This window comes from Vibrio genomosp. F10 str. ZF-129 (assembly GCF_000287055.2).
GTDB lineage: Bacteria > Pseudomonadota > Gammaproteobacteria > Enterobacterales > Vibrionaceae > Vibrio.
On sequence record NZ_AJYQ02000002.1, the window covers coordinates 1 to 25,268 of the forward strand.

The 25,268-nt window shown below is 39.4% G+C and carries 38 protein-coding genes; 20 read left to right on the forward strand and 18 right to left on the reverse strand.

Annotated features, from left to right (window positions below; genetic code table 11):
* Window positions 1-60: 60 nt before the first annotated feature.
* The 10 genes from A1QO_RS00555 to A1QO_RS00600 form a co-directional block, all read right to left on the reverse strand.
* On the reverse strand, window positions 61-276 hold the full coding sequence (locus A1QO_RS00555) for a hypothetical protein (protein ID WP_017041246.1): 216 nt from the start codon (window positions 274-276) through the stop codon (window positions 61-63).
* A 43-nt stretch (window positions 277-319) separates the two neighbouring features.
* Entirely contained in the window at window positions 320-604 is a 285-nt protein-coding gene (locus A1QO_RS00560; protein WP_017041247.1) for a winged helix-turn-helix domain-containing protein, read from the reverse strand.
* A complete protein-coding gene (locus A1QO_RS00565; RefSeq protein ID WP_017041248.1) occupies window positions 597-1,637 on the reverse strand; it encodes a PDDEXK nuclease domain-containing protein in 1,041 nt (346 codons plus the stop codon). Before A1QO_RS00565 ends, A1QO_RS00560 begins: the two co-directional genes overlap by 8 nt.
* An 11-nt stretch (window positions 1,638-1,648) precedes the next feature.
* Entirely contained in the window at window positions 1,649-2,407 is a 759-nt protein-coding gene (locus A1QO_RS00570; RefSeq protein WP_017041249.1) for a hypothetical protein, read from the reverse strand.
* Window positions 2,408-2,531: 124 nt separating this feature from the next.
* Window positions 2,532-3,026, reverse strand: coding sequence for a hypothetical protein (locus tag A1QO_RS00575; protein WP_017041250.1), 495 nt, complete (start codon window positions 3,024-3,026; stop codon window positions 2,532-2,534).
* A 528-nt stretch (window positions 3,027-3,554) separates the two neighbouring features.
* Window positions 3,555-5,249 (reverse strand): hypothetical protein, encoded by a 1,695-nt coding sequence (locus A1QO_RS00580; RefSeq protein ID WP_017041251.1) that lies wholly within the window; start codon window positions 5,247-5,249, stop codon window positions 3,555-3,557.
* Window positions 5,250-5,766: 517 nt separating this feature from the next.
* Window positions 5,767-6,567: a hypothetical protein gene (locus tag A1QO_RS00585; RefSeq protein ID WP_017041252.1), complete on the reverse strand. Its 801-nt coding sequence runs from the start codon at window positions 6,565-6,567 to the stop codon at window positions 5,767-5,769.
* A gap of 450 nt (window positions 6,568-7,017) precedes the next feature.
* Window positions 7,018-7,899 (reverse strand): hypothetical protein, encoded by an 882-nt coding sequence (locus tag A1QO_RS00590; protein ID WP_017041253.1) that lies wholly within the window; start codon window positions 7,897-7,899, stop codon window positions 7,018-7,020.
* 384 nt (window positions 7,900-8,283) lie between these two features.
* Entirely contained in the window at window positions 8,284-8,736 is a 453-nt protein-coding gene (locus A1QO_RS00595) for a hypothetical protein (RefSeq protein ID WP_017041254.1), read from the reverse strand.
* 52 nt (window positions 8,737-8,788) lie between these two features.
* Window positions 8,789-9,289, reverse strand: coding sequence for a hypothetical protein (locus A1QO_RS00600; protein ID WP_017041255.1), 501 nt, complete (start codon window positions 9,287-9,289; stop codon window positions 8,789-8,791).
* Window positions 9,290-9,512: 223 nt separating this feature from the next.
* Here A1QO_RS00600 and A1QO_RS00605 point away from each other — a divergent pair, with 223 nt between their 5' ends.
* The 13 genes from A1QO_RS00605 (at window position 9,513) to A1QO_RS00665 (ending at window position 14,246) form a co-directional block, all read left to right on the forward strand.
* Complete coding sequence (locus A1QO_RS00605; RefSeq protein ID WP_026027060.1) at window positions 9,513-9,920, forward strand: hypothetical protein; 408 nt, start codon at window positions 9,513-9,515, stop codon at window positions 9,918-9,920.
* 114 nt (window positions 9,921-10,034) lie between these two features.
* Complete coding sequence (locus A1QO_RS00610; RefSeq protein ID WP_017041257.1) at window positions 10,035-10,658, forward strand: site-specific integrase; 624 nt, start codon at window positions 10,035-10,037, stop codon at window positions 10,656-10,658.
* 57 nt (window positions 10,659-10,715) lie between these two features.
* A complete protein-coding gene (locus A1QO_RS00615) occupies window positions 10,716-10,934 on the forward strand; it encodes a hypothetical protein (protein ID WP_017041258.1) in 219 nt (72 codons plus the stop codon).
* A 70-nt stretch (window positions 10,935-11,004) separates the two neighbouring features.
* Entirely contained in the window at window positions 11,005-11,268 is a 264-nt protein-coding gene (locus tag A1QO_RS00620; protein ID WP_017041259.1) for a hypothetical protein, read from the forward strand.
* 63 nt (window positions 11,269-11,331) lie between these two features.
* Entirely contained in the window at window positions 11,332-11,652 is a 321-nt protein-coding gene (locus tag A1QO_RS00625) for a hypothetical protein (protein WP_017041260.1), read from the forward strand.
* 15 nt (window positions 11,653-11,667) lie between these two features.
* Complete coding sequence (locus A1QO_RS00630; protein WP_017041261.1) at window positions 11,668-11,877, forward strand: hypothetical protein; 210 nt, start codon at window positions 11,668-11,670, stop codon at window positions 11,875-11,877.
* 10 nt (window positions 11,878-11,887) lie between these two features.
* Window positions 11,888-12,112 (forward strand): hypothetical protein, encoded by a 225-nt coding sequence (locus tag A1QO_RS00635; protein WP_017041262.1) that lies wholly within the window; start codon window positions 11,888-11,890, stop codon window positions 12,110-12,112.
* A gap of 22 nt (window positions 12,113-12,134) precedes the next feature.
* Window positions 12,135-12,416, forward strand: a complete 282-nt coding sequence (locus A1QO_RS00640; protein ID WP_017041263.1) for a hypothetical protein — start codon at window positions 12,135-12,137, stop codon at window positions 12,414-12,416.
* 16 nt (window positions 12,417-12,432) lie between these two features.
* Window positions 12,433-12,633 carry a hypothetical protein gene (locus A1QO_RS00645; protein WP_017041264.1) on the forward strand — a complete coding sequence of 67 codons (201 nt, stop codon included), beginning with the start codon at window positions 12,433-12,435 and terminating at the stop codon, window positions 12,631-12,633.
* 236 nt (window positions 12,634-12,869) lie between these two features.
* A complete protein-coding gene (locus A1QO_RS00650) occupies window positions 12,870-13,130 on the forward strand; it encodes a hypothetical protein (protein ID WP_017041266.1) in 261 nt (86 codons plus the stop codon).
* Window positions 13,131-13,147: 17 nt separating this feature from the next.
* The gene (locus tag A1QO_RS00655) at window positions 13,148-13,522 is read left to right on the forward strand and encodes a DUF6283 family protein (protein ID WP_017041267.1); all 375 of its coding nucleotides are present in this window, start codon (window positions 13,148-13,150) and stop codon (window positions 13,520-13,522) included.
* Window positions 13,523-13,656: 134 nt separating this feature from the next.
* Window positions 13,657-13,878: a hypothetical protein gene (locus tag A1QO_RS00660; protein ID WP_141707103.1), complete on the forward strand. Its 222-nt coding sequence runs from the start codon at window positions 13,657-13,659 to the stop codon at window positions 13,876-13,878.
* 5 nt (window positions 13,879-13,883) lie between these two features.
* On the forward strand, window positions 13,884-14,246 hold the full coding sequence (locus A1QO_RS00665; protein ID WP_017041269.1) for a hypothetical protein: 363 nt from the start codon (window positions 13,884-13,886) through the stop codon (window positions 14,244-14,246).
* Window positions 14,247-14,511: 265 nt separating this feature from the next.
* On the opposite strand, the gene A1QO_RS00670 is transcribed toward A1QO_RS00665, so the two are convergent.
* The 3 genes from A1QO_RS00670 to A1QO_RS00680 form a co-directional block, all read right to left on the reverse strand.
* Entirely contained in the window at window positions 14,512-14,808 is a 297-nt protein-coding gene (locus tag A1QO_RS00670; RefSeq protein ID WP_017041270.1) for a hypothetical protein, read from the reverse strand.
* Window positions 14,789-15,229 carry a hypothetical protein gene (locus tag A1QO_RS00675; protein WP_017041271.1) on the reverse strand — a complete coding sequence of 147 codons (441 nt, stop codon included), beginning with the start codon at window positions 15,227-15,229 and terminating at the stop codon, window positions 14,789-14,791. The genes A1QO_RS00670 and A1QO_RS00675 overlap by 20 nt, the downstream gene beginning before the upstream one ends.
* Window positions 15,230-15,338: 109 nt before the next feature.
* Window positions 15,339-15,890, reverse strand: coding sequence for a hypothetical protein (locus A1QO_RS00680; RefSeq protein ID WP_017041272.1), 552 nt, complete (start codon window positions 15,888-15,890; stop codon window positions 15,339-15,341).
* A 250-nt stretch (window positions 15,891-16,140) separates the two neighbouring features.
* On the opposite strand from A1QO_RS00680, the gene A1QO_RS00685 reads away from it, so the two are divergent.
* Both A1QO_RS00685 and A1QO_RS00690 read left to right on the forward strand, forming a co-directional pair.
* The gene (locus A1QO_RS00685) at window positions 16,141-16,830 is read left to right on the forward strand and encodes a S24 family peptidase (RefSeq protein WP_026027061.1); all 690 of its coding nucleotides are present in this window, start codon (window positions 16,141-16,143) and stop codon (window positions 16,828-16,830) included.
* A gap of 10 nt (window positions 16,831-16,840) precedes the next feature.
* On the forward strand, window positions 16,841-18,124 hold the full coding sequence (locus A1QO_RS00690; protein WP_017041274.1) for a hypothetical protein: 1,284 nt from the start codon (window positions 16,841-16,843) through the stop codon (window positions 18,122-18,124).
* Window positions 18,125-18,441: 317 nt separating this feature from the next.
* On the opposite strand, the gene A1QO_RS00695 is transcribed toward A1QO_RS00690, so the two are convergent.
* The 4 genes from A1QO_RS00695 to A1QO_RS00710 all read right to left on the reverse strand — a co-directional run bounded on the left by A1QO_RS00695 (window position 18,442) and on the right by A1QO_RS00710 (window position 20,551).
* On the reverse strand, window positions 18,442-18,882 hold the full coding sequence (locus A1QO_RS00695; protein ID WP_017041275.1) for a hypothetical protein: 441 nt from the start codon (window positions 18,880-18,882) through the stop codon (window positions 18,442-18,444).
* A 68-nt stretch (window positions 18,883-18,950) separates the two neighbouring features.
* Window positions 18,951-19,511: a hypothetical protein gene (locus tag A1QO_RS00700; protein WP_017041276.1), complete on the reverse strand. Its 561-nt coding sequence runs from the start codon at window positions 19,509-19,511 to the stop codon at window positions 18,951-18,953.
* 36 nt (window positions 19,512-19,547) lie between these two features.
* The gene (locus A1QO_RS00705) at window positions 19,548-20,018 is read right to left on the reverse strand and encodes a DUF6884 domain-containing protein (RefSeq protein WP_017041277.1); all 471 of its coding nucleotides are present in this window, start codon (window positions 20,016-20,018) and stop codon (window positions 19,548-19,550) included.
* Window positions 20,019-20,224: 206 nt separating this feature from the next.
* On the reverse strand, window positions 20,225-20,551 hold the full coding sequence (locus A1QO_RS00710; protein WP_017041278.1) for a hypothetical protein: 327 nt from the start codon (window positions 20,549-20,551) through the stop codon (window positions 20,225-20,227).
* 495 nt (window positions 20,552-21,046) lie between these two features.
* Here A1QO_RS00710 and A1QO_RS00715 point away from each other — a divergent pair, with 495 nt between their 5' ends.
* Window positions 21,047-21,559: a hypothetical protein gene (locus tag A1QO_RS00715; protein ID WP_017041279.1), complete on the forward strand. Its 513-nt coding sequence runs from the start codon at window positions 21,047-21,049 to the stop codon at window positions 21,557-21,559.
* A gap of 464 nt (window positions 21,560-22,023) precedes the next feature.
* Here the strand turns inward: A1QO_RS00715 and A1QO_RS00725 are convergent, their stop codons facing one another.
* Entirely contained in the window at window positions 22,024-22,539 is a 516-nt protein-coding gene (locus tag A1QO_RS00725) for a hypothetical protein (protein WP_017041281.1), read from the reverse strand.
* 474 nt (window positions 22,540-23,013) lie between these two features.
* Here A1QO_RS00725 and A1QO_RS00730 point away from each other — a divergent pair, with 474 nt between their 5' ends.
* From A1QO_RS00730 to A1QO_RS00745, 4 genes are read left to right on the forward strand one after another with little or no spacing between them, the layout of a single operon-like run.
* Window positions 23,014-23,646, forward strand: coding sequence for a hypothetical protein (locus A1QO_RS00730; protein WP_017041282.1), 633 nt, complete (start codon window positions 23,014-23,016; stop codon window positions 23,644-23,646).
* 22 nt (window positions 23,647-23,668) lie between these two features.
* Window positions 23,669-23,899, forward strand: coding sequence for a hypothetical protein (locus A1QO_RS00735; protein WP_017041283.1), 231 nt, complete (start codon window positions 23,669-23,671; stop codon window positions 23,897-23,899).
* Between the two features lie 59 nt (window positions 23,900-23,958).
* Window positions 23,959-24,804, forward strand: coding sequence for a hypothetical protein (locus A1QO_RS00740; protein ID WP_017041284.1), 846 nt, complete (start codon window positions 23,959-23,961; stop codon window positions 24,802-24,804).
* On the forward strand, window positions 24,801-25,127 hold the full coding sequence (locus A1QO_RS00745) for a hypothetical protein (RefSeq protein WP_017041285.1): 327 nt from the start codon (window positions 24,801-24,803) through the stop codon (window positions 25,125-25,127). Before A1QO_RS00740 ends, A1QO_RS00745 begins: the two co-directional genes overlap by 4 nt.
* The last annotated feature ends 141 nt before the right edge of the window (window positions 25,128-25,268 follow it).

A 25,268-nucleotide genomic window follows, 5' to 3' on the forward strand; every position in this document is an offset into this window, starting at 1 on the left:
GTACCGTACTACCTCGCATTTCGCCATTGATCCACAATTCCAGCATTCAATTTCCTATTACTAATAACAGCCTTGGCTGTCGGTTAGAGTTCTGTTCAATTGGTGATAATGTTGCATTTCTTTAGAGCGTAAGCAGTGTTTGCAATCAACATGATCCATATTTCTTGTGACGCTATCTCGAACATAGCCACACGCTGTTTGGTGATCGTATTCGAACTGTGTTTGACCACTTTCTCTAGCATCTACGCCTGACACTTTTAGATGAGTTTTAGCCATGATTTTTCCTAAGCCGACCTAACGGTATGTTCAAGATGATTATTCATTCCATGTCATATGATAGCACGCTACAGACGTGCGTAAAGTTAATTTTTATCCATTCTCTGTTTACAGCCCCCCAATCTAAAATTCGGTATTCTCCGCGATTGTGCTGTTCTACTTTGACCTCTATCTCATGCAGTGCCTTTATCGTGTCTTGTGCGGTTCTACGTGGCATTCCTGTAGCATCAATGATTGCTGGTACAGTGTTCTTCCCGCTATCAATTAGATAGGCCACCAGCAACCGTCGTAGAAAAGAAGTTTGAGTCTTACTTGGCTTATCAGTCATCGCCTTTCGCTCCTGTTAGTTCCACAGACAGAGAAGCCTCTATATCTTCAATTGTGGGTAATCCTTCTTGAAGTTCTTTAGGGAGGGTTTCAGATAGCGTGTACTCGGCTATACCTATCGGAGACGTTTTATTTCTGACGGCGTATTCGGCTACTACTCGGTTACGCTCCTTACAAAGTAGAAGGCCAATTGTTGGCGCGTGGTTTGGCTGCTTGAGTTCACCGTCAACCGCAGCTAAGTAGAAATCTAACTGTCCAACATTTTGAGGTGTCAATTTGTCTGCCTTAAGTTCAATCACGACATAGCAATTCAGCTTTATATTGAAAAACAACAAATCTAGAAAGAAGTCATCGCCGCCGACATTTAAGTTATATTGCTTTCCGACAAGGGCGAATCCGCTACCAAGCTCTAGTAAGAAAGCTGAGACATGCTTCATTAAGCCTTGCTCTATTTCTCGTTCTTTGGCTGCCTCAGAGAGACTTAGAAAATCAAATGAGTAAGGATCTTTAAGTGTTTGAGCGACAAGCTCTGAGGTGACTGGTGGTAGAGTGGTGTTAAAATTGTTGACGGCATTACCTTGTCTATTGATAAGCTTGCTTTCAATTTGATGTACTAAGACCGCTCTTGACCATCCGTTCTCAATCGCTTTATCTGCATACCATAAGCGTTCATTGTTACTTTTAAGTTTCTGAATCAGAACAATATTGTGCCCCCACGGAATTTGGTCAACAGCTTGTTGGCTAATTTGGAAATCTGACCATGTTTCAGCAAAACTCTTCATATATTTAAGGTTAGTGAGAGAGAAACCTTTCATATCAGGAAACGCTATTTTCAAATCATTCGCGAGTTGTTCGATTACCTTAGCCCCCCATCCTGATTGGGTTTGCTTTTCAGAAATCTGTTTACCAATAGACCAATACAGCTTTATCAGCTCAGAATTTACAGCCAATGACGCTTTTTGTTGAGAATACCTGACTTGAGCCTTTAAGCTGGTTATCCAGTCTTGGTACTCGTTATTAGTGATAAGTGTCATCTAAAACATCCTTACTTAAACATATTCTTGGTTTTTTCACGCAAGCTTTTCCAATTAATCTCTCGGTAATCGTCTTGCGAACGCTCATCTCTATGGTGCAGAAGGTTTTGAATGACTTTTCGTAGTTCTACATCCGTGGTTTTACCTTCTAATACTTTCGCCATTAATCTTGATATCGAATGACGGCCTGTGTGACTTGAGCAGTTCGGGTGGCCGTAGTCCTTGTATAAGCGACTTATGGCGTTTTGCATTGCGGTTGCAACAAAATATTCTCGACTCTTGGTCACTTTGCGTGTTAGTGAGAACGGTTGCCACTCTTGGTGACGGTAACTCAAAAACACTGGCGAATCGGGGTTTAAGCCTCTGTATAAATCGACTTTCTTCCCTGTTTGATTTAGCCCAATCCGATGCTTAACTCTGAGTTGTAACCATTGATCTAGGTAAGCTCGCTGCTTATCAATAACTACTGGCGCAATGATTGGATAGTTACCTTTAGTGGCATCAGATCGAATCCGCGTTAATTTCATTATTTCGCCACTTGGGTAGAGGGCTTCACGAATTAACCATTTGCTGCATTCTATAGCCCTAAATGCACTACCATACGTTTGCCAGAGTATGCTTTGATTTCTCGCAGCAACTAAAGGATCTACCCCTGCATTATTTATACGAGACACAAGAGAATCAAAGTCGTTTGGACTAATAATGTCTGGTTGTTTAACTGTTTTCTTGGGTGGGTTTAAAACCCATTTAAACTCTAATTCGTCAGTCATACTTCAATATAGGAATTCCCGTTTCCCATATTGTAGTTTAAAATTTAGCCTATTCATATAAGTTATTGATTGATATAGGTCACATAGGAACTCGGACTAAAGGAACTTATGCTTGATATGGCTATTAATTGTCTTCATTCTTCCGAAGTATTGGTATTGCGATGTGTAGGTAGTGAATAAAATGTGTAGCCTCTCCAACATTAAGATCAATAAAAACGCCGTTGATTTCGTTTGAGGTATAAAAATCATTATCTATTTCAGGATCATCATACTTTAATTCTATTCGGACTAATCCTGACAGAAATTCACCAACTTCAATGTATGGGAATTCATCGTCAACTACATCATCATAAAAAGGATCTATCTTCCCCAAAATGCTTGCTTGATCATGGTTCACGTTAGGTTTATCCGGTGTGAGCAATTCTATTGCCGCTTGAATAAGCAGACTGAGAGCTTTGAGTTCTCTTGCATTTCCAATGAATTTCTCTTTCCTAACGAATTCGCCATTACCAAGCACTGTTTGGATTGAGACAAACCCAAGAGCATCTTCGGCCTCATAACTAACACTGATAGAGGTATTCTTATTTTCCTTACTGTTGTATGAAGATATGACTTCCATTTACAAAACCCCTGCACTCATTTTAATTTTCTAATGTAGTAACAATAGTTTAAAGGTGCATTACTTTCCCTAATGTTACTATCATTCGTAACTAAAAAGCACATAGGAAAATCTCTTAACGTGCCAGTCTATCTGTAAAAAACGTAATCAGGTAAGGTAAAAGCCCTATTTCATCATGAGGTAGGGCAGTCCTAGATAGAAATCTAGATGATTCACTCGCGTAGAAATATGCAAAGCGGAGGGCGATCACACCAATTCCCCGACCTCTAACGCATTATTTAGAGGTGCAACATGCGCTGAGTCGCCGCTAAAGGGAACAGCACTTAGGAAATCGCGTGTTCACCATCCTCATGCAAGGTTTTAAGTTAGGATTTAACAACCATTAGCAGTGGCGTTAGTACGCATGATTATGGACTTTCTTGTAGGTGTGATGCAGCTAGGTAAACGTCTGGAGTTTGATTTTACGGAGATGCCGCCAGTATTGACTATGAAAAGCTCAATACTGACGTTTATGGCTAAAATCGTTGATTACTGTGAATCAAGTCGAATCACTGTACTGTATGAGTCTGAATTAGCAAATATTCCCTTTGACGTATAGATAATATTGTAAAGGTTAGCAGGAAGACCGTTTAATGTTTCCTCCCATTGCCCAACGAGTCGGCCAGTCTTTAAGCTATATTGTCGAATGATGTGATTCTCATTTCCTTGCCCTTTAAAAGCAGAATAAGAATAGATATTGTCGTCTCCTAAACCTATTTGCCAATGCCCACCAAACATTTTGCCTAGATGATATGTCGTATTCCCGACTTTCAAAAAGTGGTGGTCACTGCTTGCAAAATTTGGTTCAAAATCGACGGCGGCTACATAGATATCGTCCTTTATCCATTCAACTCGAACATCCTGTAAGGTTCCCTTTGGAGAAGGTAGACCTATATCATCAACAAGAGCATTGTAGTAGTTTATGATGGACATTTGCATTCCACCACGGCTTTCGGCGGCTGTACTGGTCTCCACTCCATCTAAGGTATATGAATACCTTTCCATTTCATCACCACGCCATTGTGAAAACTCTCCCCCTCTTGCATATACGTTCTTGAATGATTTCCACGTTGCTGTCGATAGTCGATAGTCAATGCCTACATCTTCACCACGGTACACAACAGAATGGGGTATAGCTGTAATGATTTGTGCACTGTCATATACCAGATCTTCAGGGGCAGGTGTCACGCGCTCAAGAGAATCACCCAAATAGATGTCAGAACCATTTGAATCTATCAACGCGAGAAATGGCCCATCAATATACCAGGAAGAAATGACCCCCGAACTAAACTGCTCAGATTCAGCCACAATTTGGCCTGTATTAACGCTAAGCTTCAGGAACTTTGTTTGCATACAGTTACCAACAATAAGGTGTTCAGTGTCGAGTAAGCGAATGTAGCAAGGGTGGAAACCTTGATCGACGACATCAGGTGTATAAGAAATTTCGGTAAAGTCTTTCTGTTCCCACACGACTCTAAGATCATCCACGTTGAAGTCGCGCTTATTCTCGCTGCCTGATGTACTGTTACCAACACTACCATCATCATTAATAATCAATACTAAATCGGTAAGATCTGAATCGCTAAAGTTAGAGTCTTCGATATGACGAACAATAGTGGCACTGTTATTTTTTATGGTCTGCTTGTTAGAAACTGAGTCAGCCAGAGACGTTTTCAATAGCTTGTTAATTGACCGATTGATTGCGTGAGTTTTCTTATGACCCTTTGCGATAAAATCCCCCGTCACTTGATCAGGGTCGAGACCCAACTCAGCGGCCAAGTCTTCTAGATTCATATTCTGAATAGCCGCAAGGGTGGATAATGGAGTGATGTATTGAATGCCACTTTTTGCAATAAGCTCTTTAGACTCTGATACTGTGCCCTGAATATCAGTATCAGTCGTCACCCCAGCAATTACGCGAACAATAACGGCAAATTGAGCGTCTAACGCCGACACAGAGATTCTACCTTGCGAGTCCGTTGTACCAATAAATTCTGACTCTTCAGCAATCATGTTGCCATTTCTGTCGCTGTAGATAGATGCTGACCCCAGATAACCATCAATTGCACGGTATTCAAGCGTTTCTGAAGATGATTCGGTAGCCGCTGAAGGTGATGAACTGTCATCATTACATCCAGTCAAAGCAATACTGGCTATCATGACGCTATATAATAATCGATTCATATTTTCCTCTGATAATAAAAGTTACTCAATCAATTCCTTGATTACAAAGAGGTGGTTATTTAACTTTGTAATAACTTATTTTCTCATAATTTTTCCACTTTAAATACAATAAAAATTGCTATGATCCTTGTTTGTTATGAGAATTCATGTAACTAATAGAATTAACAATAACTAACTTCTGAGCGTCATTTTAATATCCATGTCAATTTCCCGTCGCCAAACTTTAATGCATTAGGGGGTATTAAATGATTTAAATACAGACGCTTAAATTGAAATTCAAATAAATAAATTCTAATAAGTTTGGACGTGTAAAGTAAGGAGTTACCCACAATTTTTCAAACAAATATATCAGAGTAATTAATGAATTTTTTGGAATTAATATTGATTTATTTGAAATTCTTGAATGGCCTATATCTGAATTTATAAAAAAACCAACCAATAGATATTACTATTGGTTGGTTTGCGAGTTTGTATTTAGCACATTGCTAAGGCTTGATTAAGAAGGGATATATTTTCATTAGCACAGTTTCCAATAGTAGTTGATTGGAAACTGAGCCTCATCGATTGCAGTAACATCAAACTCCGACATGCAAACGTCGCCGTCATTGACTCCATACTCGATTGAAAACAGCAGAGTTTCCATTATATCCATAGGTAACCCTGCCTTATTCGCAAGAAGTAACACTTCGCTCGGTGAGTAGTCGAATGCTACACCAGGATAAAGGTACTTAGTGCAACTACCGCAGCTGATGACTTCATTCTTACCATGGAGGTATAAATCGAGTAGGTGAGCCTTATTATGATCAAAGAGGCTAACAATGAAAAAACCATTGATGACCTCCGGTTTGCCATTCTTCTCACCCCATGGAACCACGGTTGCGCCATCATGAATGGTTTGACATTTATGGTTGACCCAGTGCTCTCCGTTATGTGGTTGTTGGATTCCGTCAGTCGGACAAAAGCGATGCATAAAATCGATAACTTCGCCTTTATCGTTTAGTTGGAAGTAAGTACGTCTATCAACATGTAGATTGATGTCAGAACGTGGTTTTACACCGTTGTTAAACAATTTGAGGATCAGGTTAAAAGTTTTTTCGTTATAGTGAGCACTTCTTGCTAGTGGAAAGCGGTACATCACTTGCCAGATAGCAAGACACTCCTCAACAAAATCACTTGCCTCATTGGCAATACGATTTCTAAGAAATGTGATAACTGAATTTCTAGATTTGATTTGAGTTGGGAATTCAACCCCATCGATTGTGCCGATTAATGAACCATTAATGGTTTTAACACCGAAATTGAAGATGCTTATTTTCATGGTATTTTCCTTGTGAGTTTGGCCGAAAGGCCGTTCCACCAACTGAGGGTGGGATAGGGTACTAAATGATGCCAGCAGAGCTGTGATAAATGGTGAGCATCGATTTTATCGTTGTTTCCATTTAACTATATATTGGTTAAACCGAAACAACTAGGACTTAGTTCAAATCTCTCTAGGTTTTGACCGTGGTTTGATGTCCATTGAACTACTGCTACGCTGACATGCCCAATTTTTTCTAACGTGATCATTGATTGCACTATTTCTGTTGAAACAACCATAAAACGATAATACAACCATATAATGATATTCAGGATTTTAAGTCATTGTTATTAAAGACAACTAATGCTGACTTTGTTAAAAATAATCTCGAAAAACCATCATCATTTTATGGTTGCAATTTCTATAAATAACGTTGCATCAAGCACATACGAATATCAATTTATGGTTGTATTAACAATTTCTTGTCTTCATCATGATGATTTTAGCGTTTGTTTTATTCGTATTCGTTTTCTTCATCACAGCTTGATAAACAGTAAAGGTCGTCCAATAAGTAGAGAGCGCTTCTGATTGGATTGGAATGACATTTCGAGTGACGGAGAGAGCATTGATCGCTTTTATATTGGTTTCTGCATCTTCAAGAGAGAAAATTTCATTACCTGCTGCTTTAAGAACAATGTTATCTAGTAAATTCATTGCCTGGTCAAATCGGTCGCTATTACTCCAGAATGGTCCATAAGCTTCAAGGTTCGTTGGCATTCTAATGGTACCTTCAGACTTATTTAACACTCGTTCCATCGACTTAAAGATAAGCGGCTTCCTAATAGAGCTATGTTCTTCTTTTGAGAGCTCCCCATTACTGACTAAATTCATAAATAGCAATGGTGAAAGACAAATTGAGATACTTTCAATGGCTTCCAATATTTGCTTGATTAACATTACATCATTAATCATTGCTTGGTCATCACAACTAATGCACGTCAAACAGAGAGGAGTTGCCCCTTTAAATAGGTTGTGCCATTTTTTTTTAACGATCTTAAGTTGTTGTGAACGATGACTGACCGTTAAGCGTTGGGCTCGGTCTATGTAAAATTCTTCAATTTTTTTAAATTTATCGACTTTTCCAACGCGTTCTTGGACTTTCTGAAGTAGGCGGTATCGGTCCATAATCGCACCAATTGCGGTGTAATTAGATTGATAGAAGTACGCGAACTCAATTTTTAGTTCGTCTCCAAGTCTATCAATTGCAGTGGCCCTATCAGGGTATGAAGCATCTACTGAAGTCTCACCCATAATATACAAATAGGCATCTTGAGCACGTTTTCTTAATTTCATGATTGTTCCTTACTGAATGAACATAGCCTTTGTATTTTTCCTGTCTACGTTAGTGACGAATACGCGAACCATGCTAGCCGTATTTGTGGAATGAAACTTTAAACGCCACTTAATTGGTGCCATTTTCAACGGTCACTTGAGAAGTATTGGATTTTCTTTTCAATGAAAGTGATCGAAATGAAAGACGCACTTAGACTGGTAAGTTTTTATTGCTTATGAATTAATATTCAATTTTACGGATGAATTCCCGACATTTTCTTAACTTAAGTGAATTTGCATGCTTGATTGCATTGTAAATATTCATCGCGCCTTTAATTGTAAGCAGCGAAATCTGTAAATTCTAGACAAAGAAAAGCCCACATAACGTGGGCTTAAACATCAACTTTACAGGTTTAACCCTATCCCTAGAAGGACTATCGAAACGGCGACTAAGGTGAGAGTTGGTTTATTTTGGACTTTAGAATCACTGATCACCATCAATGCTGCGATCGCCAGGATAAAGATAGAGAACCAGGAGATAAAGAGTTGGTAATCAAGTCCAGTATCTGTAAAAACAAGGTACAGGCACGATAGCGTTAGTAGGGCAGTGACAGCCGTAGTCGCACTGTCATACCACTTGCCAACACTCTGCGCAATTTTCTTGTATTTTTGTACCGACATTAACGATAGGTAGGTACAAAAGACTTGAGCAAATAACAACTGTAAAGGCAAATTAAAGCTAGGCCAGTCTTTATAGGTAACTAGAACGTAGGTCATACCAAACATCAACCAAATACCTAACCACAATTGGGTTCGGTACTGCTCGTTCTTACTAATAATAATATAGAGGTATTTCATATTGATTCCTTGGCCAACAAACTGAAAGTCAGTTGGTGGCCATTCAGAAGGGTTAGTGGATTTCAGACAGTATTTCCTGAAGGCTTTTGCTAGTCATGTATTTTTGTGGCCCTGATTTACCATCAGTACTAAGAGAAATATATTTGCCATTGATCAAGATCGAGTGTCTATCACTGATCTTCAATGTACCACTTTGGCCAGTAAAAGATTGCGATAACTCTTTCTCCAACTTCGGGTGGGACTTAGCAATGATGTCTGTCATATCGCTTATGTAAAGCAAGTCACTTGTTCTGGGGGCCAGCCCAAGACTAATTAATACATGCTCTTCAATTCGCTCAATCTTGTACTTAGACATATCGCGAATGATGTTTTCAATTTCAGACATTTTTTCGTTGTGAGCATAGATTTGAGCATTCATCCCTAACTGTTGGCTTGCATGCCATGAGGCATTATCCAGTTCGGCTAGTTTCTGGAATGTACCCACTGGGAATTGATTCAAATAAGAACTGAGAACTGCTACATGTATTTCAGTAGTGAAGTTAAATTTGTTCATTGTTTATTTCCTTGTGTGTTGTTTGGAGTATTGCCATAAAGACAATGGAAGGTGAGAAGTGATGCCAGCGTTGCTGTGATAACCAGATTGCATCGAAATTATCAATTTGAATACTTAGTATGTCAATTAAACATCAATTAATCAAAATTTGATTGACCACACCGAAACAGGTGACTGTGGGGAAGAAGTCCAATTAAGGTCATATTTTATTGGCAAAGGAGATGTGAACTCTTGTGGTTGTCTAAAAAAGAAGATTGTGAAAGGCCTTGCAGCGAAACGTACCGTTAGTATTCAGTCCGGTGAAAAACTCCACCAGCTGTTGGTGGTCCGGTTCCTTGAGAAACTGCCTCGGCAAGGCAATATTTATGAATGTGTTTGTGATTGTGGAAGTATTCGTAATACACGAGCTTCAAAACTGAAATCTGGTGACACAAAAAGATGTGGTCGTCAGTGCTCATTAAAGGCTCAGACGCCGAGAAATATCACAAGTCAATGGTCACTCAACGAATGCAGAGCCAACGCTTTTCTGTTTAATGGGTCAGCAGAATGGAAGAAAGGGTCACATGCCTTTTATGTTGCGATTCAGACCCCTGGTTGGTTTGGTTTATGTATTAAACACATGCAGAACTAAGTTTAATGTTCACAATTTCCCCTGATTGGTTGGGCTGATATAGCTTCAGAATCTAACAATTCACTAAATCTGAACTAGAGTTATCACAATACCCATAATATTGAGGTTTTGTGTATGGCTCTACCACCAGTGATCGATAACCAAGCTTGGTTATTTAAAGTAACCAAAAATCAAAGTCCAGACCCAGAGATGTCATTATGTCTTTTAGGGTTTTTCTTAGGTACTGGTTTACGAACTATCGAAATTTCACGCATTCAAACAGAGGATATTATTCGTAAAGATGGACGGATAAATAAGTCGTTTGAGGTGCGTAGCGAAATGCCTAGAACTGTATATTTAGTCAATCCAAAACTTATTAAATTTATAGAGAATTATGTTTCGGTAAGGGCGGTTGATGGTAATCATCCCGATAGATTTTGTGGCTTTGAACCCACTGCTTCTTTCTTTACTAGATCACGATATGGCGAGTTCAAAATCCTTAGTAAGAGAAGTGCCAGTGATAAGGTTAGTTACTATAGTCCGAGTTTAAATAACTACATAAAAAGGTTACTTCGTAACGGAGGAGTGGAATCTCCATCTGTTGAAACAGGCCGTAGAACCTTTGCGTTAAAACTTAAAGGGCGCGTTGATGTACCGAGTATCCACAAATCGTTAGGCAACCGAGACATAAATACGACCAAGAAATTACTAGCGACAGACCCAATTAGCATGAAGCAATTAGCAGAACTGGCTTTCTGATTATAACCTTTATGTGTTATCTTATAATGTATTATATATGTTATTTTTTGAGGTGCTATGAACGAGCGTTATATTAGAGCTTTAGTGAAATTAACTAGAGTGGCGAATGCGGATTTATTGAACGCAACTATCGACCATATTTTGTATGGTGAAACACAGTCTGGATCTGCAAATAAACATGGAGTTAAGCAAGAAGCTGTGGCGCGTCTCGCAAAAAGAATCATTGGTCTTGATAGACAAGTCAGTGACATAATAAAACTAAAAAATAACACTTAACTGTTATTGAAATATGCGTCATAAGTGTTATAGTTAAATTTTGTTCGATAATTCAGTAAAGGGAAATAAAATGAGTATGAAACTATTAGAAGTAGCTGAAGGTATTCTTGATAACGCAGCTCAAGAGTATATCAATGAAAACCTATCTTCACTAGAAAGCGTAAAAGCTTATGGAAATGGTTGTGATATTTATCTATCTGATGCTGAAGCAAAACAAGTTTTTGATGTTTGTAAAACATGGCTTTGTGGCACAGAAAGTGGAGAGCTAAACGGCACTAATGATTATTACCACACAGTGAAAAAACCGCTTCTCGGCAGTGAAGCCACTCTTTAAGGGGAACTAAGGATGCAGTAAGAAGCGACTTACATTCAACAGTTTAATTCTAAACGTGGGTTAGTGTTCGTTCCTGATTTAATCGTCGATGGTATCAAAACAGCTATTCAAGACGCTCAACAGTTTGACACTAAAGATGAGGCAATTTCAGAGGCTAAATCTGTAATCAAACGTTATCTGGAAAAGAAAATTCCTGCTAAAGAATCGGTAAAAGCCAAATCTGATTACAGCGAAACAAATGAAGTGGCTGCTGCAAGTTTAATGGTAAAAATGGAAGCTATTCGAGACTCAATCGACACCATGACTGAAGACGAATATGGTGATTGGGTTAATAGTTTGGAATTTGACGAGTTTATCGAGTTCATTAGGCTTGGTGAAAAGTAGCGGGGGAAATAGTCAATGTTGAAAGTAACACATGTAAAAAGAACAGATAGCCACGTACTTACTATTATTGGCGGTTTAACTGTGGGGTTCGATGCAACTGAACGCCACGATGGTTTTGTTGCTCTTTGCTATGAAGAGAACATAGTAGCAAGCCTTGAAGGTGAGCTTTTAGAGTTATTTGAGCGTGATGATTACGTTGTCGAAAATCATCTAATGCCAAATTAGAGGGAAGCTAGTGAAAGCTGAAGCAATAAAAGCAGTTAAATATTTTTGTGTTGTTGCCTCAATCCTAACCGTAATTTTAGTTATCGGGGCAATGGTATCAGGAATGATCGCAGTAACATTATCTATCATTCCGTTCGTTCTTGGCTTCGGTAGTATTGTTGTTATCGGTTTGTTTGTTAGGTTGAAATACGTTGATTTCCGTCTGTGGTTGATAGGACGTAAATTAAAAAAATAGAGTTCTAGAGGGGAAATTGTTCATGGTAACAAGTGGTCAAAAAGTGCAGGTTTGCATTGACGGTGAACCGACTAGAAACGCAGAGATTTTAGAACGCATTGAGCGTGATTACGGTGTGGTTTATGAGGTTCAAGTAGAGGGTAGTAACGAAACAATGATCGTTAACGAATCACAGTTACTCTCAGATCTTAAAGCGGTGTTCGTTAAGGCTGATATATCACAATTGAAAGACGCGTCTATTGGCGAATCAGTTGCTAGTAATGCGGCTTTCAAAATCAAGCTAAAGCAAGATAACGAAGCGTAGAGGGGGAATTAGCCAAATGTACGACTTTTATGATGGTGATGATGAACCTCGACTTAATGATCATGAAGTTCAGTCGCGTGATGAAGCCGATATGTTCAATGCTGTTGAGTGTGAAAATGGTTGTGGTTTTTGGCGCGGTGATATTTTAGATAACGGTCAATGCCCCGAGTGCGGTGGTGATACCCACAACCTACCAGATGACCATTTTGATGACTAAAGGGGAAATAATGGAACGAGCGAAAGCATCAATTGCTGTTATTACAATGCTCATTTTGATTGTACTAGGGTTCAATCATAGTGAAGAGATTTTTGCTTTTCTATACTTCGATCCAATTGCTGAATTTCTTGAAAGCAAATTATCAAACTAGTCCAAGGGGAAATAGCCCTATTACAACAACACAATATCTAGTATGCGGTCGCGGTTGCCGGTACACAACATATAGGATTTTTACGATGGAACTAGATTATTCAGTAGTAATGAGTGCAATCAAAGTAGCAGATCAAGCTTTTACTGCTAAGCATGGTTGTGGCGCTCCCTATCAAAAATGGGACGCTGCTTTGGAACAATCAGTAGGCGAGTACAATGAAACAAACGGCACTCATTTTGATCCAGTTGAAGCCCGTCACCAGTACATCGAGAAACAAGAGGCTTATCTTGATAGTCCGAAAGGTAAACAAGAAATGGTTGAACTTGTCGCAACAACCAAGCTGTGAGGGGGAAATAAATCGGTATGAGTAAGTGTATTGCTAATAAGCCTTGCAAGAATTGTCCTTGGAAGAAGTCGAGTGCTGCTGGTGGTAAGGATATAGCCAACTTTGATATGGGAATGATGCGTAACCTTTCGTCAACGTCTCCAGCGCGGGGCCGCACTAATGATGATTTTAGAAATTTGTTTGCATGTCATGAAAGTTTAGAGAGTAAAGAGTATGTTTGCGCCGGTTACGCGGCAAGAGATGGAATTCATAACATTAGGCTTCGGCTTTATGCGCTTCAACATAATTTTAGTCTACAAACCGTGGTTCAGAATGCTGAGAAACATGAACTCTATGACAATTTTTATCAAATGTTGGATGCCTATGAACAGGCTAATTCAATTAAATCTTAGTTTTTTCCTGTCTGGTTTTAATAGACAACGCTAGAAAATGAAGAGGGTCAATTATGAGTGAAGATCTAGATCCGAATAATTGGCACGAATCGTACCTATTGGCAAATCGTTACCTGAAACACTTAGAGGAATAAATGATGGAACTTGATTATAAGAATGCAACTCATGTTCTGTCGTGCCGTCATGCCATTGGTCAAAGTGGTAAAGATTATAAAATGCGGTGCCACGTTCTTAAAAAAATGGAAGGCGGTAAATTGAAAATTCAAGTGTATGGTGACCGACATTGGAAGGACACTGAGCAAATTGTCAAAATCCGTTATGTTGAGTCTTATCGTGTACAAGAGATTGGGGAGTAATCAATATGAAAATTGGATTAGAGTTCAATACAGACAAGGGCATCGCCAGTGTCGTAGGCACAACGGCCAAATTTGTCTATTCTGTCCACTTGAGCCCTATGCCCGTTAAAGGTTCGGTATTTTCTGGCGAGATCACGATAGTTACAGCGAACATTGACACACCAGAGGTGCTTGAAACCGTTGTTAGATTCAATGATGTAGTTGAACATGCCGCAAGAAATTTTGATATGACTCTTTCCAACGGCAATGTCATTTTTAGTTCAGAGGAATGTAGAGAGATTCAGAAAGAAGTATGGTCGGTCTTGATTAAAAAATATCGTCTTGGACCAACTGAGTTGATTACTCCTTCAACATCTACTGCTGATTAATCATTCAAAGAGGTTATCGTTATCAACCGTTAATGGATTATATAGAGTGTTGCCCTTGAGTCTTTCCCCACTAATATAAAAAGCCCTCTATCCAATCCAAGATAGAGGGCTTTTATATAGTAATGAAGGTTAATACTTTTAAAGTTCTATGGAGGAAAGAAAGGTTTCCAGTGGTTTGATGTGGTCAAGGAAGCAGTGATCATATTTATCTTCCAATTCCAACCCGCATGAACTCATGTGCCAGTTGACAACATGTTTCCATACCTCATCTGGTGTCATTCCTGAAGAAATAACTGATTGTGGTTCGCCACCTTCGATGTGCCAAACAACAAGGAACTGGCTCTAGACGGTCAATATAACGCACCATTTTAGCAATATAGGGTGGCACTGGTCGAAGCGACTCTTTGCCGTTAACTAACTTGGTGAAAGTGGAAAACCCTAGCCCTAGAAAGATATGAAAAAATTTATCGGGGATCGGCTTGCCATCGCTTTGCGTGACATTCGCTGCCGTTAACAACGCTTGCCACTTGGCGATTTGGTCTCTAAATTCTTGATTGGTCAAAACAGTTCTCCAAAGTTATATCTAGCAATTGCATAACAGGCTCAAACTCCACCAGCACATCTTCGGGTTCTTCATACAGATTTCCACCAAAAGCACTTATCCAGTCGCTATCAACGTTTTTTGCAATCACTGGCTCTTGTATGGCCTCCATAGCGATCTTGCTGTAACGTTCTACGGTCTTTTCCAAAGCGTTAATACCGTAAGCGTCCAAAGTGGTGCTTTCATTAAGCAGTACGCAAGAGTGAACTGGCATACCCGAATCTTGTCCTACAATAGCAACTATTTTTGCACCAAATTTTTCATGTAACGCCCAAGTAAGATCATGGCAGTCGCCATGACCAAAACGCATAATTGCGCCCTCGGCATCGTAGTTACCCTCTGCGTATACCTGTTCTAATAACGGCTCTAAATCTTTAAGCATGGATTTACCTATTGGATGTGTAGGTGTTTTTACGGTAAAGTGCAACCTACTTTTGCACCTTGTTTGAGTGGCTAGGGCGCACAGAGGTCGAAGACTGTGCGCCTTTTTATTATTGTTGGTCTAAAACACGCTGTCCTGCCTCTTGATTAAGCGGCATTAGCGCCCAACCGTTATCGGCTTTGCCGAACGTAACTACCAACCCGCCGTTTGTACGATAAAAATCAGCTTTGCCTTTCATTAATTCCACATATTGCTGCTCAGAGATAGAAACGTAAGGGCGGGTAAGTTCTCTTACTTGTGAATGGTGCTCTTTAACCTCACCAGACAGCGGTGTTAAATTCGATAGATCCAACTCCCACGCTTCAAAGAAGTTCTCTACCGCTATCCTGATTGGTAGATTATCTTCATAAGCCGTATCACTAAACTCTGATGTTAGCTCAATGCTATTATCAAATTGCTCTAGTTTTGATTGCAATTCATTAAAATATTTTTGGTACGGTAAAGTTAAAAGGTCTACATTATCTGCTTCTTTAGTTGACTCGTTAACAACCTTGAAATCAAGAGCCTCTGAATCAGTGTCTAGCAGAATCTCTCTAGCCTGTTTTGCAGCGTCGCTAGCTGTTTCTGCTTCAATTTTCCAAGTTACAGTGAAAGTCGTCATTTTTATTTCCTTGTGTGAATACCGTTAGGTTTGGTCCACCAAATGGCGGGGAGTGTTGTTCAATGATGCCAGCGTTGCTGTGTCAGATGGGATTGCATCGATTCTGACTGTGGAATTTCAAATATGCCGTTTAAGTGATTAATGATCAAGCAATGAATCGCGTTTTCAAGATATTCCATTGATTATAGGCCTTTTCAATATGCTTACTCAAACTGTATACTGTTTAAATGTACAGTCATTAGTAGGGCGTATGATTTCACTCGACATTAATTGCGGCATTACAGGATTTGAAAATCCAACGCACACCTTTTTAAAACAGAAGCTATCGCTTACTCAAACCTTTGTTCATTCCCCATCAAGCAGTTCGCTTATTAGTAGTCCATGCGATCACTTAGCTGCGGGTATAAAAAGGAAGGATTGGTTGCTGGTGGATTCTGCATGTTCTCCACTTCTTTCAGACGTGGTTTTACTTGAGGCATGGGGGGAGCTGGCGATCGTAAAATGGGGCGATGCCCAACGGAACAGCTGGGAAGATGGGGTGCTTTTACTCGGCGTGGTCATACTATCTATCCATCACTATCGTGATCCTCCTTTACTTCCATTTCATGAAAATATGACCGATTTAGATTTACACCAACTTATCGTTGAACAAGACCACTCGACAATTTTTTGCCGTGCCCAGGGTTTATCAATGATGCCTTTTGTTTATGAAGGGGATCTTTTAGTTTTGGAAAGGCATTTGTCGCCTCGTGAACATGATGCAGTTGTTGTTGCGTTAAACCATGACTTGGTGCTGAAGCGACTTGATCGCGTCACTCATCGGCTTTACTCAGACAACCCGAGCTTTAAAGCGCATCATGTAACGAGTTCTGACTACGTAAGATTGCATGGCGTGGTGAGATATACTCTTCGTCTTCTTCGGACTCCACAACACCAATGAGGGCACCATTTTGTTTGCTTTGATCGATGGGACGCGGTTTTATGCCAATTCGTCTACGTTGTATAAACCTCAATACAAAGACAAGCCTATTCTAGTCACTGCTGGACAAGGAATAGTGATTGCAGCCAATAGGAAAAGTAGTGAGGTAAATTTAAAAAAATTCAAACCTATTTGGTCGCAAATCGATAAACTTCAGCTCTATCATGGAGCGGTTTTCAAGGCCAATTTTTCTACGCTAGGTCACCTATCTAATGCATTTCAAACCTGTTTAGAGTTAAACATGGCTGGCTGTAGAAGTATGCGCTACTCCGTTGATGAATCCTTTTTCTGTGTTCAGCATCTGTTTGATATTGGAGTGGACATGCCATCCTACATACAGAAGATACGGAAAAAGGTCTACAAGGAAACAGGGGTTGCAACAGGGGCAGGTGTTGGTGCAAGCCTAACGCTCGCAAAAGCGGCGTCGTGGGCCGCAAAAAATGTCGACGGATACAATGGCCAGTGCGTACTTGATTCTTGTACTCAAATAGATGCGATACTTCGTATGATGCCAATAAAACAAGTATGGGGAGTGGGAGCGAGATTATCCGAGCATTTGAAACGCGATGGTTTAGCAATGGCATTTCAGCTAAAGCAGTGCGAACCGAAGATCTATCAAAAGCGATATGGTATTAATGTTGCGAACATTATCCATGAACTAAATTCTGTTCCAGTACTAGATTTTGATCATGTGAGAAGTAAGAAAAAGCAAATTTGGTCGACGTCATCATACAGAGACCGACTACGTTCAATCGAGATGGTTAGAGCGGAAATCGCTCATCATACTTCCGAAGTAATGAGAAAAGTAAGAATTCAAGAATCTGAAACACTTACTCTGTCCATATTCGTATCTACATCAATACATGATAAATGTCCCGCCTTTAACAATCGGATAGACATCAATTTTGAGCAAGGGGTGTCAGACACATCATTTTCACTTCAGTCGGTTTCAGGGGCAATCAAGAGTTTGTTGCCGGTTTGTCTTCTAAGTCAGCCGATCTACAAAGTAGGCGTAGGGGCGAATGAGTTGATTGATTCGGGTTACCAGAAGCAGTTTGAACTGTTCAATGATTTTGATAACAAAGAGTCACTAAATACCACTGTCGACCTGTTGAACACTCGTTTTGGAAAGGGGACATTAACCTTCGGTTCGGAAACGCGTTCTTACTCAGAGGCTCCAGGACAGATACGAATGCAAGAGTTGGAGGACTACTTTACTGATTACAATAAGCTCTTATCAGTAAAGTGCATCTAAGTGCTCTGTAAATATTTTGCAATAGCGTATAGCTAGACACAAACGCATAGGTTTGATTAACAAACCGTACTCTTGTATTCTTATTTGATTAAAGGTTTAGCTTGGGACTCAGCACATGTCGAATCTCGAGTGAATTGAACTAATCATAGAGTTCATGTTAAGCAGTTAAACCAATTTCCCTTTCAAAGTTCAAATTTGAGCGTTTAAAACCCACCCAAGAGTTGTTGTGAAGAATTAAAAAAGCCCCCCATGATCGGGAGGCTTAGTTATTAGTTTAATCCTATCTAGATATTTAGACAGATACTTGGGTTAAGTCGTTAGTCGTTGCCTTTATCAACTTCAAAACAAACACTATCAATTATGTTATCCGTTGTTTGTGGGTTTTGACGTTTGTTCAAGTATGAGTTGCATTGAATAACGAGTTCTTCCATTTGCGCTATGATAGGATCCAAAGAGTCAGTCTCTGAAATAGATTCCTCTTTTTCATCGGATAAGACATACAGTGGTGCGTATTGGTTACCAAACTTTGTTGCAGTGTAGGCTCTGTAAACGGCACCTATGTGTAGGTTGCCACCCGCTTTTTTAAAAGCGACTGATGACTGTTCAATGAAGAATGGGCTTTGATTCTCGTACAAACCAATTAACTGGCCGTCTTGATCTGCTATTCCCCAGGCTCGTTTTCCTTCAGCAAGAATATTTACAGCAGTAAGTACAGTTGCTTTAGTAACCGATTTTAATTCTGAGTGATAAGACTTCATGGCATCTCCTTAAGTAATTGCCCAGCTTTGCTTTAAAAGCAAAGGCATGGGCACATACTAAGTTCGAGTTATTGAGACTGTGAATCATCAATAAGGTCTTGCATTGTGGCATGACCTATAACGTAGAAATACTGAAAGTCGCTTCCGAAATCTAACATCTCCTGTGTCACAATCATTAGACCGCAGCGAAGGTCATTACAAAGTACACTGCCTTTTTTGACGTTATCTTTTGTTGCTAGTTCGGCTTTCGGGTAATGCAACAAAAGTTCTTTGACACTTTTCTCATGTGGGGATTCTTGCAAACCTAGTGTTGAACTGAGCGCGGCTAACTCTGCATGTAATCGATCTTCAAACTCACCAAATCCATTAACGTCATCATATTTGATTAGAAAATCGAAATAGTCAGTTTTTCCGTCTTGGCTTGGTACTCGTTCACCTTGAATACTGATGGCGAATGTAACTTTGCTGTCTTGGAAGTTGTAACCGATTTTAGCTTGGCTGCCCATCACCTTCTCTAACTCAATACTTATAAAGCCAGTATTGCCATGCACTTCATTTTGAACAGGGGTAAAGCTGTAGTTAGAAGCGAGAGTACAAATGTGGGATATATATTTCTTTTGGAGGGTCATGATGTATTTCCTTGTGTGTTGAAAAAGATTCGTTGTTTAACTGCTGAGGTGGATTTTCAAGAAGGCATTTAATCGCCCCTTTAGCTCACCAATACCGCGATGATCGTATGAAATAGTAGATTTCTCAAATCCGTGGAAATTTTCGGTTGGGAACATTTTATCCCAAAGAGCCATGTAGTCTTTAGTCATAAAGATGCCAATGTCTCTATTGGACCCTTTATATGTTTCTAAAGTTTTAATGGCTTGTTTGGAGTGTTTTTCCACAAACTCATCTTGCGCACCAATTTCTTTTCGTGAGGGCGCTCGAAGTTCATAATTATCAATCCATTCAGAACCATGAATAAGGCCGTGTTTGGCCGAAAGAATGAGCAATTCAAATTCCTCTTCAATGGTGATTTTTTTTGAACGTAGCATCACGAACATTGCACCAAGATATAAATCCTGTGCCTTTGATGATGCTTCGTTTTTGGCTCCAGAGCAGTTGAGAATTAACAGTGGTTTATTCATCTTTTATTTCCTTGTGTGTTCGTGCAAAGCACGATGTTGGAATTTATCCATAAAATAGAGCGGATAAGTAAGTTAGCGTACAGCAGTGATACTAGAAAAAAGCAATCAAGTTGGTGGCATTTTTTTAATGCTACTTGATGAGGAGAGGGGTAAGAAGGTTATAAATTTAGAGGGAAGGACACTTGACTCAGCAATGTCCTAACTATTTATAAACCTAACCATTGTAAGACAATGCAAAAGACAATGAACAACACAGAAGATTTACTACGATGTTTGACGTCGAGTAGTAAAGCTATGAGTGTTTTAATCAATATACAAGTGCTTAACATAGCGACGAACCATTGATACTGATATTGAGTTTGACCAAATAATGGCCATAAGGTTGTTAATGTCAATGTACCCGTCATGATCGCCGCAATATAGTCGTACCATTTGTAAACGTTTTCGGTGATATTCTGGTGAGTTCTAGCTATTAGGATAGATGTGACCGTCGTTATCATAGAAACGTATAACAAGGTGCTAGAAAAGTTCATGTTGAGAACCTCCAATTAGCTTTGCAGCTGTTTAAAGTTATCAAAAGATTATCCTTGTGTGTTTGAATATATCCACCTGTGGTGGAAGGTAGGGTAGTGATGCCAGCTATTGCCGTGTTAGATATGGTTGCATCGGTTCTAACATAATTGACTTTAAATATGCACTTAATCGACTGAAAATGCAATACACGACTGTTTTATGGTATTTATTGGGCTTTTGAGGTGGCTATCTAGTTAGGCCATATCACTAAGGCATTGGCGATACGTATCTTTGCAATGTTCTTTCTTTATAATTCTTAACTTACGACGAAAGCAGAAAAACTAAGCCTCAATTCTTGATCTGTCATGACATTGCATTCATCACATCAATGCTTGTGTGCTGTAAATTTCTATATTTTTATTGGACTTATATTGTGATCAATCTCACTGCACATTTTTAACAAATTTCTCGTTCTATGTATCATATTGAGTGCACATGAATGGAAGTTACTGTGTATGATTGCTGGAAAACATGAACCATCAATAGGAGTTGTTATGTTGGTAAGGCTAAGTACATTAATGACAGCATTATTGTTGTCGACTGGATCACTTGCAGGAGATTCGACAACACCTGTACCGTCCACGCTATCTCAAGATGCGAATTTTTCACAAGCAGGTGCCAGTTGGGAAGCTCATTGGTCCGGTAATACATCCGGAAATATAGGTATCCCATCAACAGCTAATACGGTCTTCATTCAATCTGATATTGACACTGTCATTCTCCCCAAAAATACGTCAGCAACATTCGGTGGTGTTGTTTCGGCGTCCAAGAACTTAGGGAAATGTACTATTACCGTTTCTGCATCAGGGCTTGGCTATTTCAATGGGTCTACTGTTAGAGGTGGTTCGCGATCAGTGCCAGGGCGTTGTGAATATTCGTACCATACTGGAAATGGGGGTTATACAACAAGATATCTTGATGGCTCTGCAACAGTCGTGTATAGACTAAGAAAGGTTATGGTTCAGTAATTCGCATCTTTAATGTATTGGAATTATTTAATTCCATTAATTGTGACAGGCTTTGACATAGACTTATGGCACAAAGCAGCAAAAAAGGTGTTTGGAGAGTTAGTACCTCTTTACCATGAAGAGTTGGATATAATTTTTTAAACACCTAGATAGGATATGGTGACAATCCGCCTTTGTCGCTTATGACTATGTCGCGGATGTATCACGCATAGCACTTCACTTTCATTTCCCACAATTATCATTTCTGTTAGCGTCAAATATGGACGAATTGCGAAAGATTTTGGAGACGAGAGCTATGTGTACTTTTTTAAATCCAAACATTAAACAGAAGCAAGCCAATACACCGTCCAGGCCGAGTGATTCATTTTCGATACCCAATAGTCCATTTTGAACACAAAACCACTTTACCCACATAATCAGTATTAACGATGCGCAAAATAACGCCGATATAAGAGTGTATTCTGTTAGTCTCTGGAGCATAGTTTCTTCTTCATCTCAGATTTAAGTTTGTGGTCATTTCTCCTACTTTGTTCCGGTGTAAAACACAATGTATCAAGCATGAAAAGATTAACCGCATCGTACACAGTGAGATGCCCTTGCAAAGCGATTATATTGGCCATTTTTTTATTTGTAGGTGCAGTGAAACTGTTCAACATTTCTTGATACTCAACACCTGATAATTCCTCTCGAGAAAATGGGATCATCCAGTGTTTGAAGGGTACAAAATGTGGAGTCGACTTAACTGTCTTTAACGATGACAATCCCCAACCTGTATACGGCATACAAATATAATGACAACAAAAACAAAGCATAAGTATAAGTATAAGTATACATGTTGCTATTTGACCATTCACAAACCAAATCAGAGCCGTGAGGGCAAATATAGCTCTTAGGACAACAAATAAAATCATTCGCTTTTGTGGTGATTCCACTGCAAGTTTAAATCGAACGCTGTCAGTTCTTATACTTAAGTATTCCATTAAATGTCTCCTTACGAAACGTTGCTTATTGGTACAATTTCCTTACTCGGCATTAATTGTCATGTTCATTGTCTGATGGCGTTGGTAAGAAACTCAAATTCACTTCTATCAAGGTTAAGACCATCCCCCGCGACTATATCTTAAAGCGTACCTAGGCCCATAAATACAATATACCCTATACCACCAACAGTGGTTAACCATTAAAGGTTAATCAATTCTTGAAATCAGAAAATAATCATCAAATAATAACCTAATTAAGTTAATATTAGTAATTGGAAAGATTAGGTGGCGTTTTAAGAAAGAGATGATCCACAGTGTTATCATGACTTAGTGGTGATGTTACTAAGTCATAAGGCATTACTGAAGTTTGGCAATATGGGCACTTCATCTCGGTTGGATAGAGTGATTAAAAGAATCCAATCATGATAAACGAACGATACTCGCATCATACAAAACCAACGGAATTAAGAACTCATGATCATTAGAATTTGGCCTTTTTGTGCCTACGCAGCGTTTGCGTGGTATTCGGTTGCCAGCGCTGCAATTTACCTTTCGATTGGGATATTAATGAAACGAGGGCATGCCTTGTTGTCGATTGAGAATACTGAGCCTTCTAATCAAGATGATGAAATCACCCAGGATGAAGAGGTCAATCTTTTTGATGCTGTTTATTGTGCCATTACGTGGCCATGGTACGTTTCTAAAACGAATGTTTTCTGGTCGATATCAATATTTGGAGCCGGTTTTGGGACCATTGTTCTTATTGGCACTCTATTACAATGGTTTGGTATTGATGTTGAAATTCCGAAATCGTCAGTCGTATCGATTGAAACGCATTTTCTGAACGAGAAATCCTCTTTAAGTTTTCTACAACAAACAGAGCTCAGAGTGCGAATGGAAGAGGGGCTTACTTTTAGAGACTACTTATGGTTGAAAAACAAAGTATCGTCAAAGTGTAACATCACTCAGAACCGCTTCTTGGACATGTCCCTCTCTATGTGGATGGGATTAATGAGAGCTTTCCCTTCTGCATTAACCATCACCATTGAGTTATTTGTTCATTCTCTTTTAATCCACTCATGTCCTGAACATACAAAGTTGGGATAACGTAACTTTTAGGAATTCAACTATGTCTTTACTTAAAGCGAACTTTATTAAAACGTTTCAACATCATTGGCGCAGCTTTACTTTACGCAAAGAAAAATTAACCGTCTTAACGAATGCTATGGGAACGACTCTGTCACTGAATGAGGCTCACAGAGCGCTGGTGGAGATTAAAGGAATGAAAGAGGAGCTGGCATTGATCGAGAAGTCAGTTGTATCGAAATACCCCGAATTAGAAACCATAGGTAAGCGGTAACCCATTACCGAAACTACAAGTTACTAGTCACCTAGACCAATCGGAAGCGGAGGTTACAAATGAAGGACATACCTATCAAAAATGAAGCTGAGATCGCGGATGTCGCCAAAGTGTTTCTCGAGCTTAATGGTTGGTACCTATACCCAGAAGTCGTCATTGACTTATTTAATGGCAGACCGGACTACATAGGAGTTAAAAACTCACTGTGCCAAACTGTCGAATGTAAAAAATCGCTAACATATCCTTTAATTGAGCAACTCGCACGTTGGCAAATTGATGCAGACAAAAGAAAGGAATGGCAAGAAAAAAGTAGCATCCAGAGAGAAATTGCAATCCCCCATTTGCTTGTGGCGTTCGTCAGCTTTTCAAGCGCTCGAGTCTCTGACCTTAAAAAACTACTTTTAAAACAATATAGAATTGGCGTGTATTCTATTTCGAAACGAATGAATCTCAGAACCTTGAATAGGGTCGAAACACCCTATATTTGCAGTGCAGATTGCCATTTTTGGACACTGGTTTGGGGAGATTATGAATACACCATTAGGCTAGAAGTCCCTCCTAAAATTCAGCATGGCTCCAACGCCACAGCGCATCGAATTATCAATTCACTTAATGAAGACATGCGTGGCGCTCAATCAGGAGTAAGAAGTTGCGATACTAATTATATGACTCCATTTAAACGTACGATGAATCGTGTAAGAAAGGTATTGAGTGACGGGAAAGAGCGCCACATCCAAACCATCATCAACGATATTCGACCATTAGGTGGTCATCACTATTGTTCTGATCAGGTCGCATCAAATAGTATTACGAAATTCATTGATAAATTTGACATTGCAATTAGAACAAAAGACCACGGAGCTTGGTTCCAGATTGCCGATGATGAAGAGGTTAAAAAGAAATGAAGAGTTCGATTGTCCTATTTATCTTAGTCGTATTCGCACCGATGAATAATGCGATAGCATATGAAGACTACATGAATGATTTTGGTTTAATTATGGTTAACAACCTTATTGAAATCGAGATTGAAAAGGCCTGTAACTCTCATGTTTCAGAAGCAGGGTTCATTGAGATTGATGTAGACTCAAACTGCATACTTAAAGTGAATACTCTTCGCAATAAAATAGCATCAGCCCCTAACAGTGATGGTTACCTTGAAGGGATCGATATATTTATGAGGAAAAATTCTATACCGATCATTGTAGGTATGGAAAACCGTACTGATTGAATCGATAAAAATCATGAACGAACATGCCCTCAATCGGCTTATTGACGCCTTAGGCGCTTTACTTATCATTTAAGCCTCCAGTTGCAGACAATCGATTTCAGGTGTAATCTGAACAGATCGCCAAGGCGATTGGGTAAATAC

What these genes read in the sequence shown, in the direction of transcription:
- A1QO_RS00685 (WP_026027061.1), top strand. Translation starts at nt 16,141, where the DNA reads ATGATTTCACTCGACATTAATTGCGGCATTACAGGATTTGAAAATCCA.
- A1QO_RS00715 (WP_017041279.1), top strand. Translation starts at nt 21,047, where the DNA reads ATGATTGCTGGAAAACATGAACCATCAATAGGAGTTGTTATGTTGGTA.
- A1QO_RS00600 (WP_017041255.1), bottom strand. Translation starts at nt 9,289, where the DNA reads ATGAACAAATTTAACTTCACTACTGAAATACATGTAGCAGTTCTCAGT.
- A1QO_RS00585 (WP_017041252.1), bottom strand. Translation starts at nt 6,567, where the DNA reads ATGAAAATAAGCATCTTCAATTTCGGTGTTAAAACCATTAATGGTTCA.
- A1QO_RS00700 (WP_017041276.1), bottom strand. Translation starts at nt 19,511, where the DNA reads ATGACCCTCCAAAAGAAATATATATCCCACATTTGTACTCTCGCTTCT.
- A1QO_RS00560 (WP_017041247.1), bottom strand. Translation starts at nt 604, where the DNA reads ATGACTGATAAGCCAAGTAAGACTCAAACTTCTTTTCTACGACGGTTG.
- A1QO_RS00580 (WP_017041251.1), bottom strand. Translation starts at nt 5,249, where the DNA reads ATGAATCGATTATTATATAGCGTCATGATAGCCAGTATTGCTTTGACT.
- A1QO_RS00640 (WP_017041263.1), top strand. Translation starts at nt 12,135, where the DNA reads ATGGTAACAAGTGGTCAAAAAGTGCAGGTTTGCATTGACGGTGAACCG.
- A1QO_RS00680 (WP_017041272.1), bottom strand. Translation starts at nt 15,890, where the DNA reads ATGACGACTTTCACTGTAACTTGGAAAATTGAAGCAGAAACAGCTAGC.
- A1QO_RS00565 (WP_017041248.1), bottom strand. Translation starts at nt 1,637, where the DNA reads ATGACACTTATCACTAATAACGAGTACCAAGACTGGATAACCAGCTTA.
- A1QO_RS00620 (WP_017041259.1), top strand. Translation starts at nt 11,005, where the DNA reads ATGAGTATGAAACTATTAGAAGTAGCTGAAGGTATTCTTGATAACGCA.
- A1QO_RS00695 (WP_017041275.1), bottom strand. Translation starts at nt 18,882, where the DNA reads ATGAAGTCTTATCACTCAGAATTAAAATCGGTTACTAAAGCAACTGTA.
- A1QO_RS00705 (WP_017041277.1), bottom strand. Translation starts at nt 20,018, where the DNA reads ATGAATAAACCACTGTTAATTCTCAACTGCTCTGGAGCCAAAAACGAA.
- A1QO_RS00735 (WP_017041283.1), top strand. Translation starts at nt 23,669, where the DNA reads ATGTCTTTACTTAAAGCGAACTTTATTAAAACGTTTCAACATCATTGG.
- A1QO_RS00730 (WP_017041282.1), top strand. Translation starts at nt 23,014, where the DNA reads ATGATCATTAGAATTTGGCCTTTTTGTGCCTACGCAGCGTTTGCGTGG.
- A1QO_RS00740 (WP_017041284.1), top strand. Translation starts at nt 23,959, where the DNA reads ATGAAGGACATACCTATCAAAAATGAAGCTGAGATCGCGGATGTCGCC.
- A1QO_RS00615 (WP_017041258.1), top strand. Translation starts at nt 10,716, where the DNA reads ATGAACGAGCGTTATATTAGAGCTTTAGTGAAATTAACTAGAGTGGCG.
- A1QO_RS00645 (WP_017041264.1), top strand. Translation starts at nt 12,433, where the DNA reads ATGTACGACTTTTATGATGGTGATGATGAACCTCGACTTAATGATCAT.
- A1QO_RS00655 (WP_017041267.1), top strand. Translation starts at nt 13,148, where the DNA reads ATGAGTAAGTGTATTGCTAATAAGCCTTGCAAGAATTGTCCTTGGAAG.
- A1QO_RS00665 (WP_017041269.1), top strand. Translation starts at nt 13,884, where the DNA reads ATGAAAATTGGATTAGAGTTCAATACAGACAAGGGCATCGCCAGTGTC.
- A1QO_RS00675 (WP_017041271.1), bottom strand. Translation starts at nt 15,229, where the DNA reads ATGCTTAAAGATTTAGAGCCGTTATTAGAACAGGTATACGCAGAGGGT.
- A1QO_RS00575 (WP_017041250.1), bottom strand. Translation starts at nt 3,026, where the DNA reads ATGGAAGTCATATCTTCATACAACAGTAAGGAAAATAAGAATACCTCT.
- A1QO_RS00630 (WP_017041261.1), top strand. Translation starts at nt 11,668, where the DNA reads ATGTTGAAAGTAACACATGTAAAAAGAACAGATAGCCACGTACTTACT.
- A1QO_RS00570 (WP_017041249.1), bottom strand. Translation starts at nt 2,407, where the DNA reads ATGACTGACGAATTAGAGTTTAAATGGGTTTTAAACCCACCCAAGAAA.
- A1QO_RS00590 (WP_017041253.1), bottom strand. Translation starts at nt 7,899, where the DNA reads ATGAAATTAAGAAAACGTGCTCAAGATGCCTATTTGTATATTATGGGT.
- A1QO_RS00595 (WP_017041254.1), bottom strand. Translation starts at nt 8,736, where the DNA reads ATGAAATACCTCTATATTATTATTAGTAAGAACGAGCAGTACCGAACC.
- A1QO_RS00555 (WP_017041246.1), bottom strand. Translation starts at nt 276, where the DNA reads ATGGCTAAAACTCATCTAAAAGTGTCAGGCGTAGATGCTAGAGAAAGT.
- A1QO_RS00725 (WP_017041281.1), bottom strand. Translation starts at nt 22,539, where the DNA reads ATGGAATACTTAAGTATAAGAACTGACAGCGTTCGATTTAAACTTGCA.
- A1QO_RS00650 (WP_017041266.1), top strand. Translation starts at nt 12,870, where the DNA reads ATGGAACTAGATTATTCAGTAGTAATGAGTGCAATCAAAGTAGCAGAT.
- A1QO_RS00660 (WP_141707103.1), top strand. Translation starts at nt 13,657, where the DNA reads ATGATGGAACTTGATTATAAGAATGCAACTCATGTTCTGTCGTGCCGT.
- A1QO_RS00610 (WP_017041257.1), top strand. Translation starts at nt 10,035, where the DNA reads ATGGCTCTACCACCAGTGATCGATAACCAAGCTTGGTTATTTAAAGTA.
- A1QO_RS00745 (WP_017041285.1), top strand. Translation starts at nt 24,801, where the DNA reads ATGAAGAGTTCGATTGTCCTATTTATCTTAGTCGTATTCGCACCGATG.
- A1QO_RS00710 (WP_017041278.1), bottom strand. Translation starts at nt 20,551, where the DNA reads ATGAACTTTTCTAGCACCTTGTTATACGTTTCTATGATAACGACGGTC.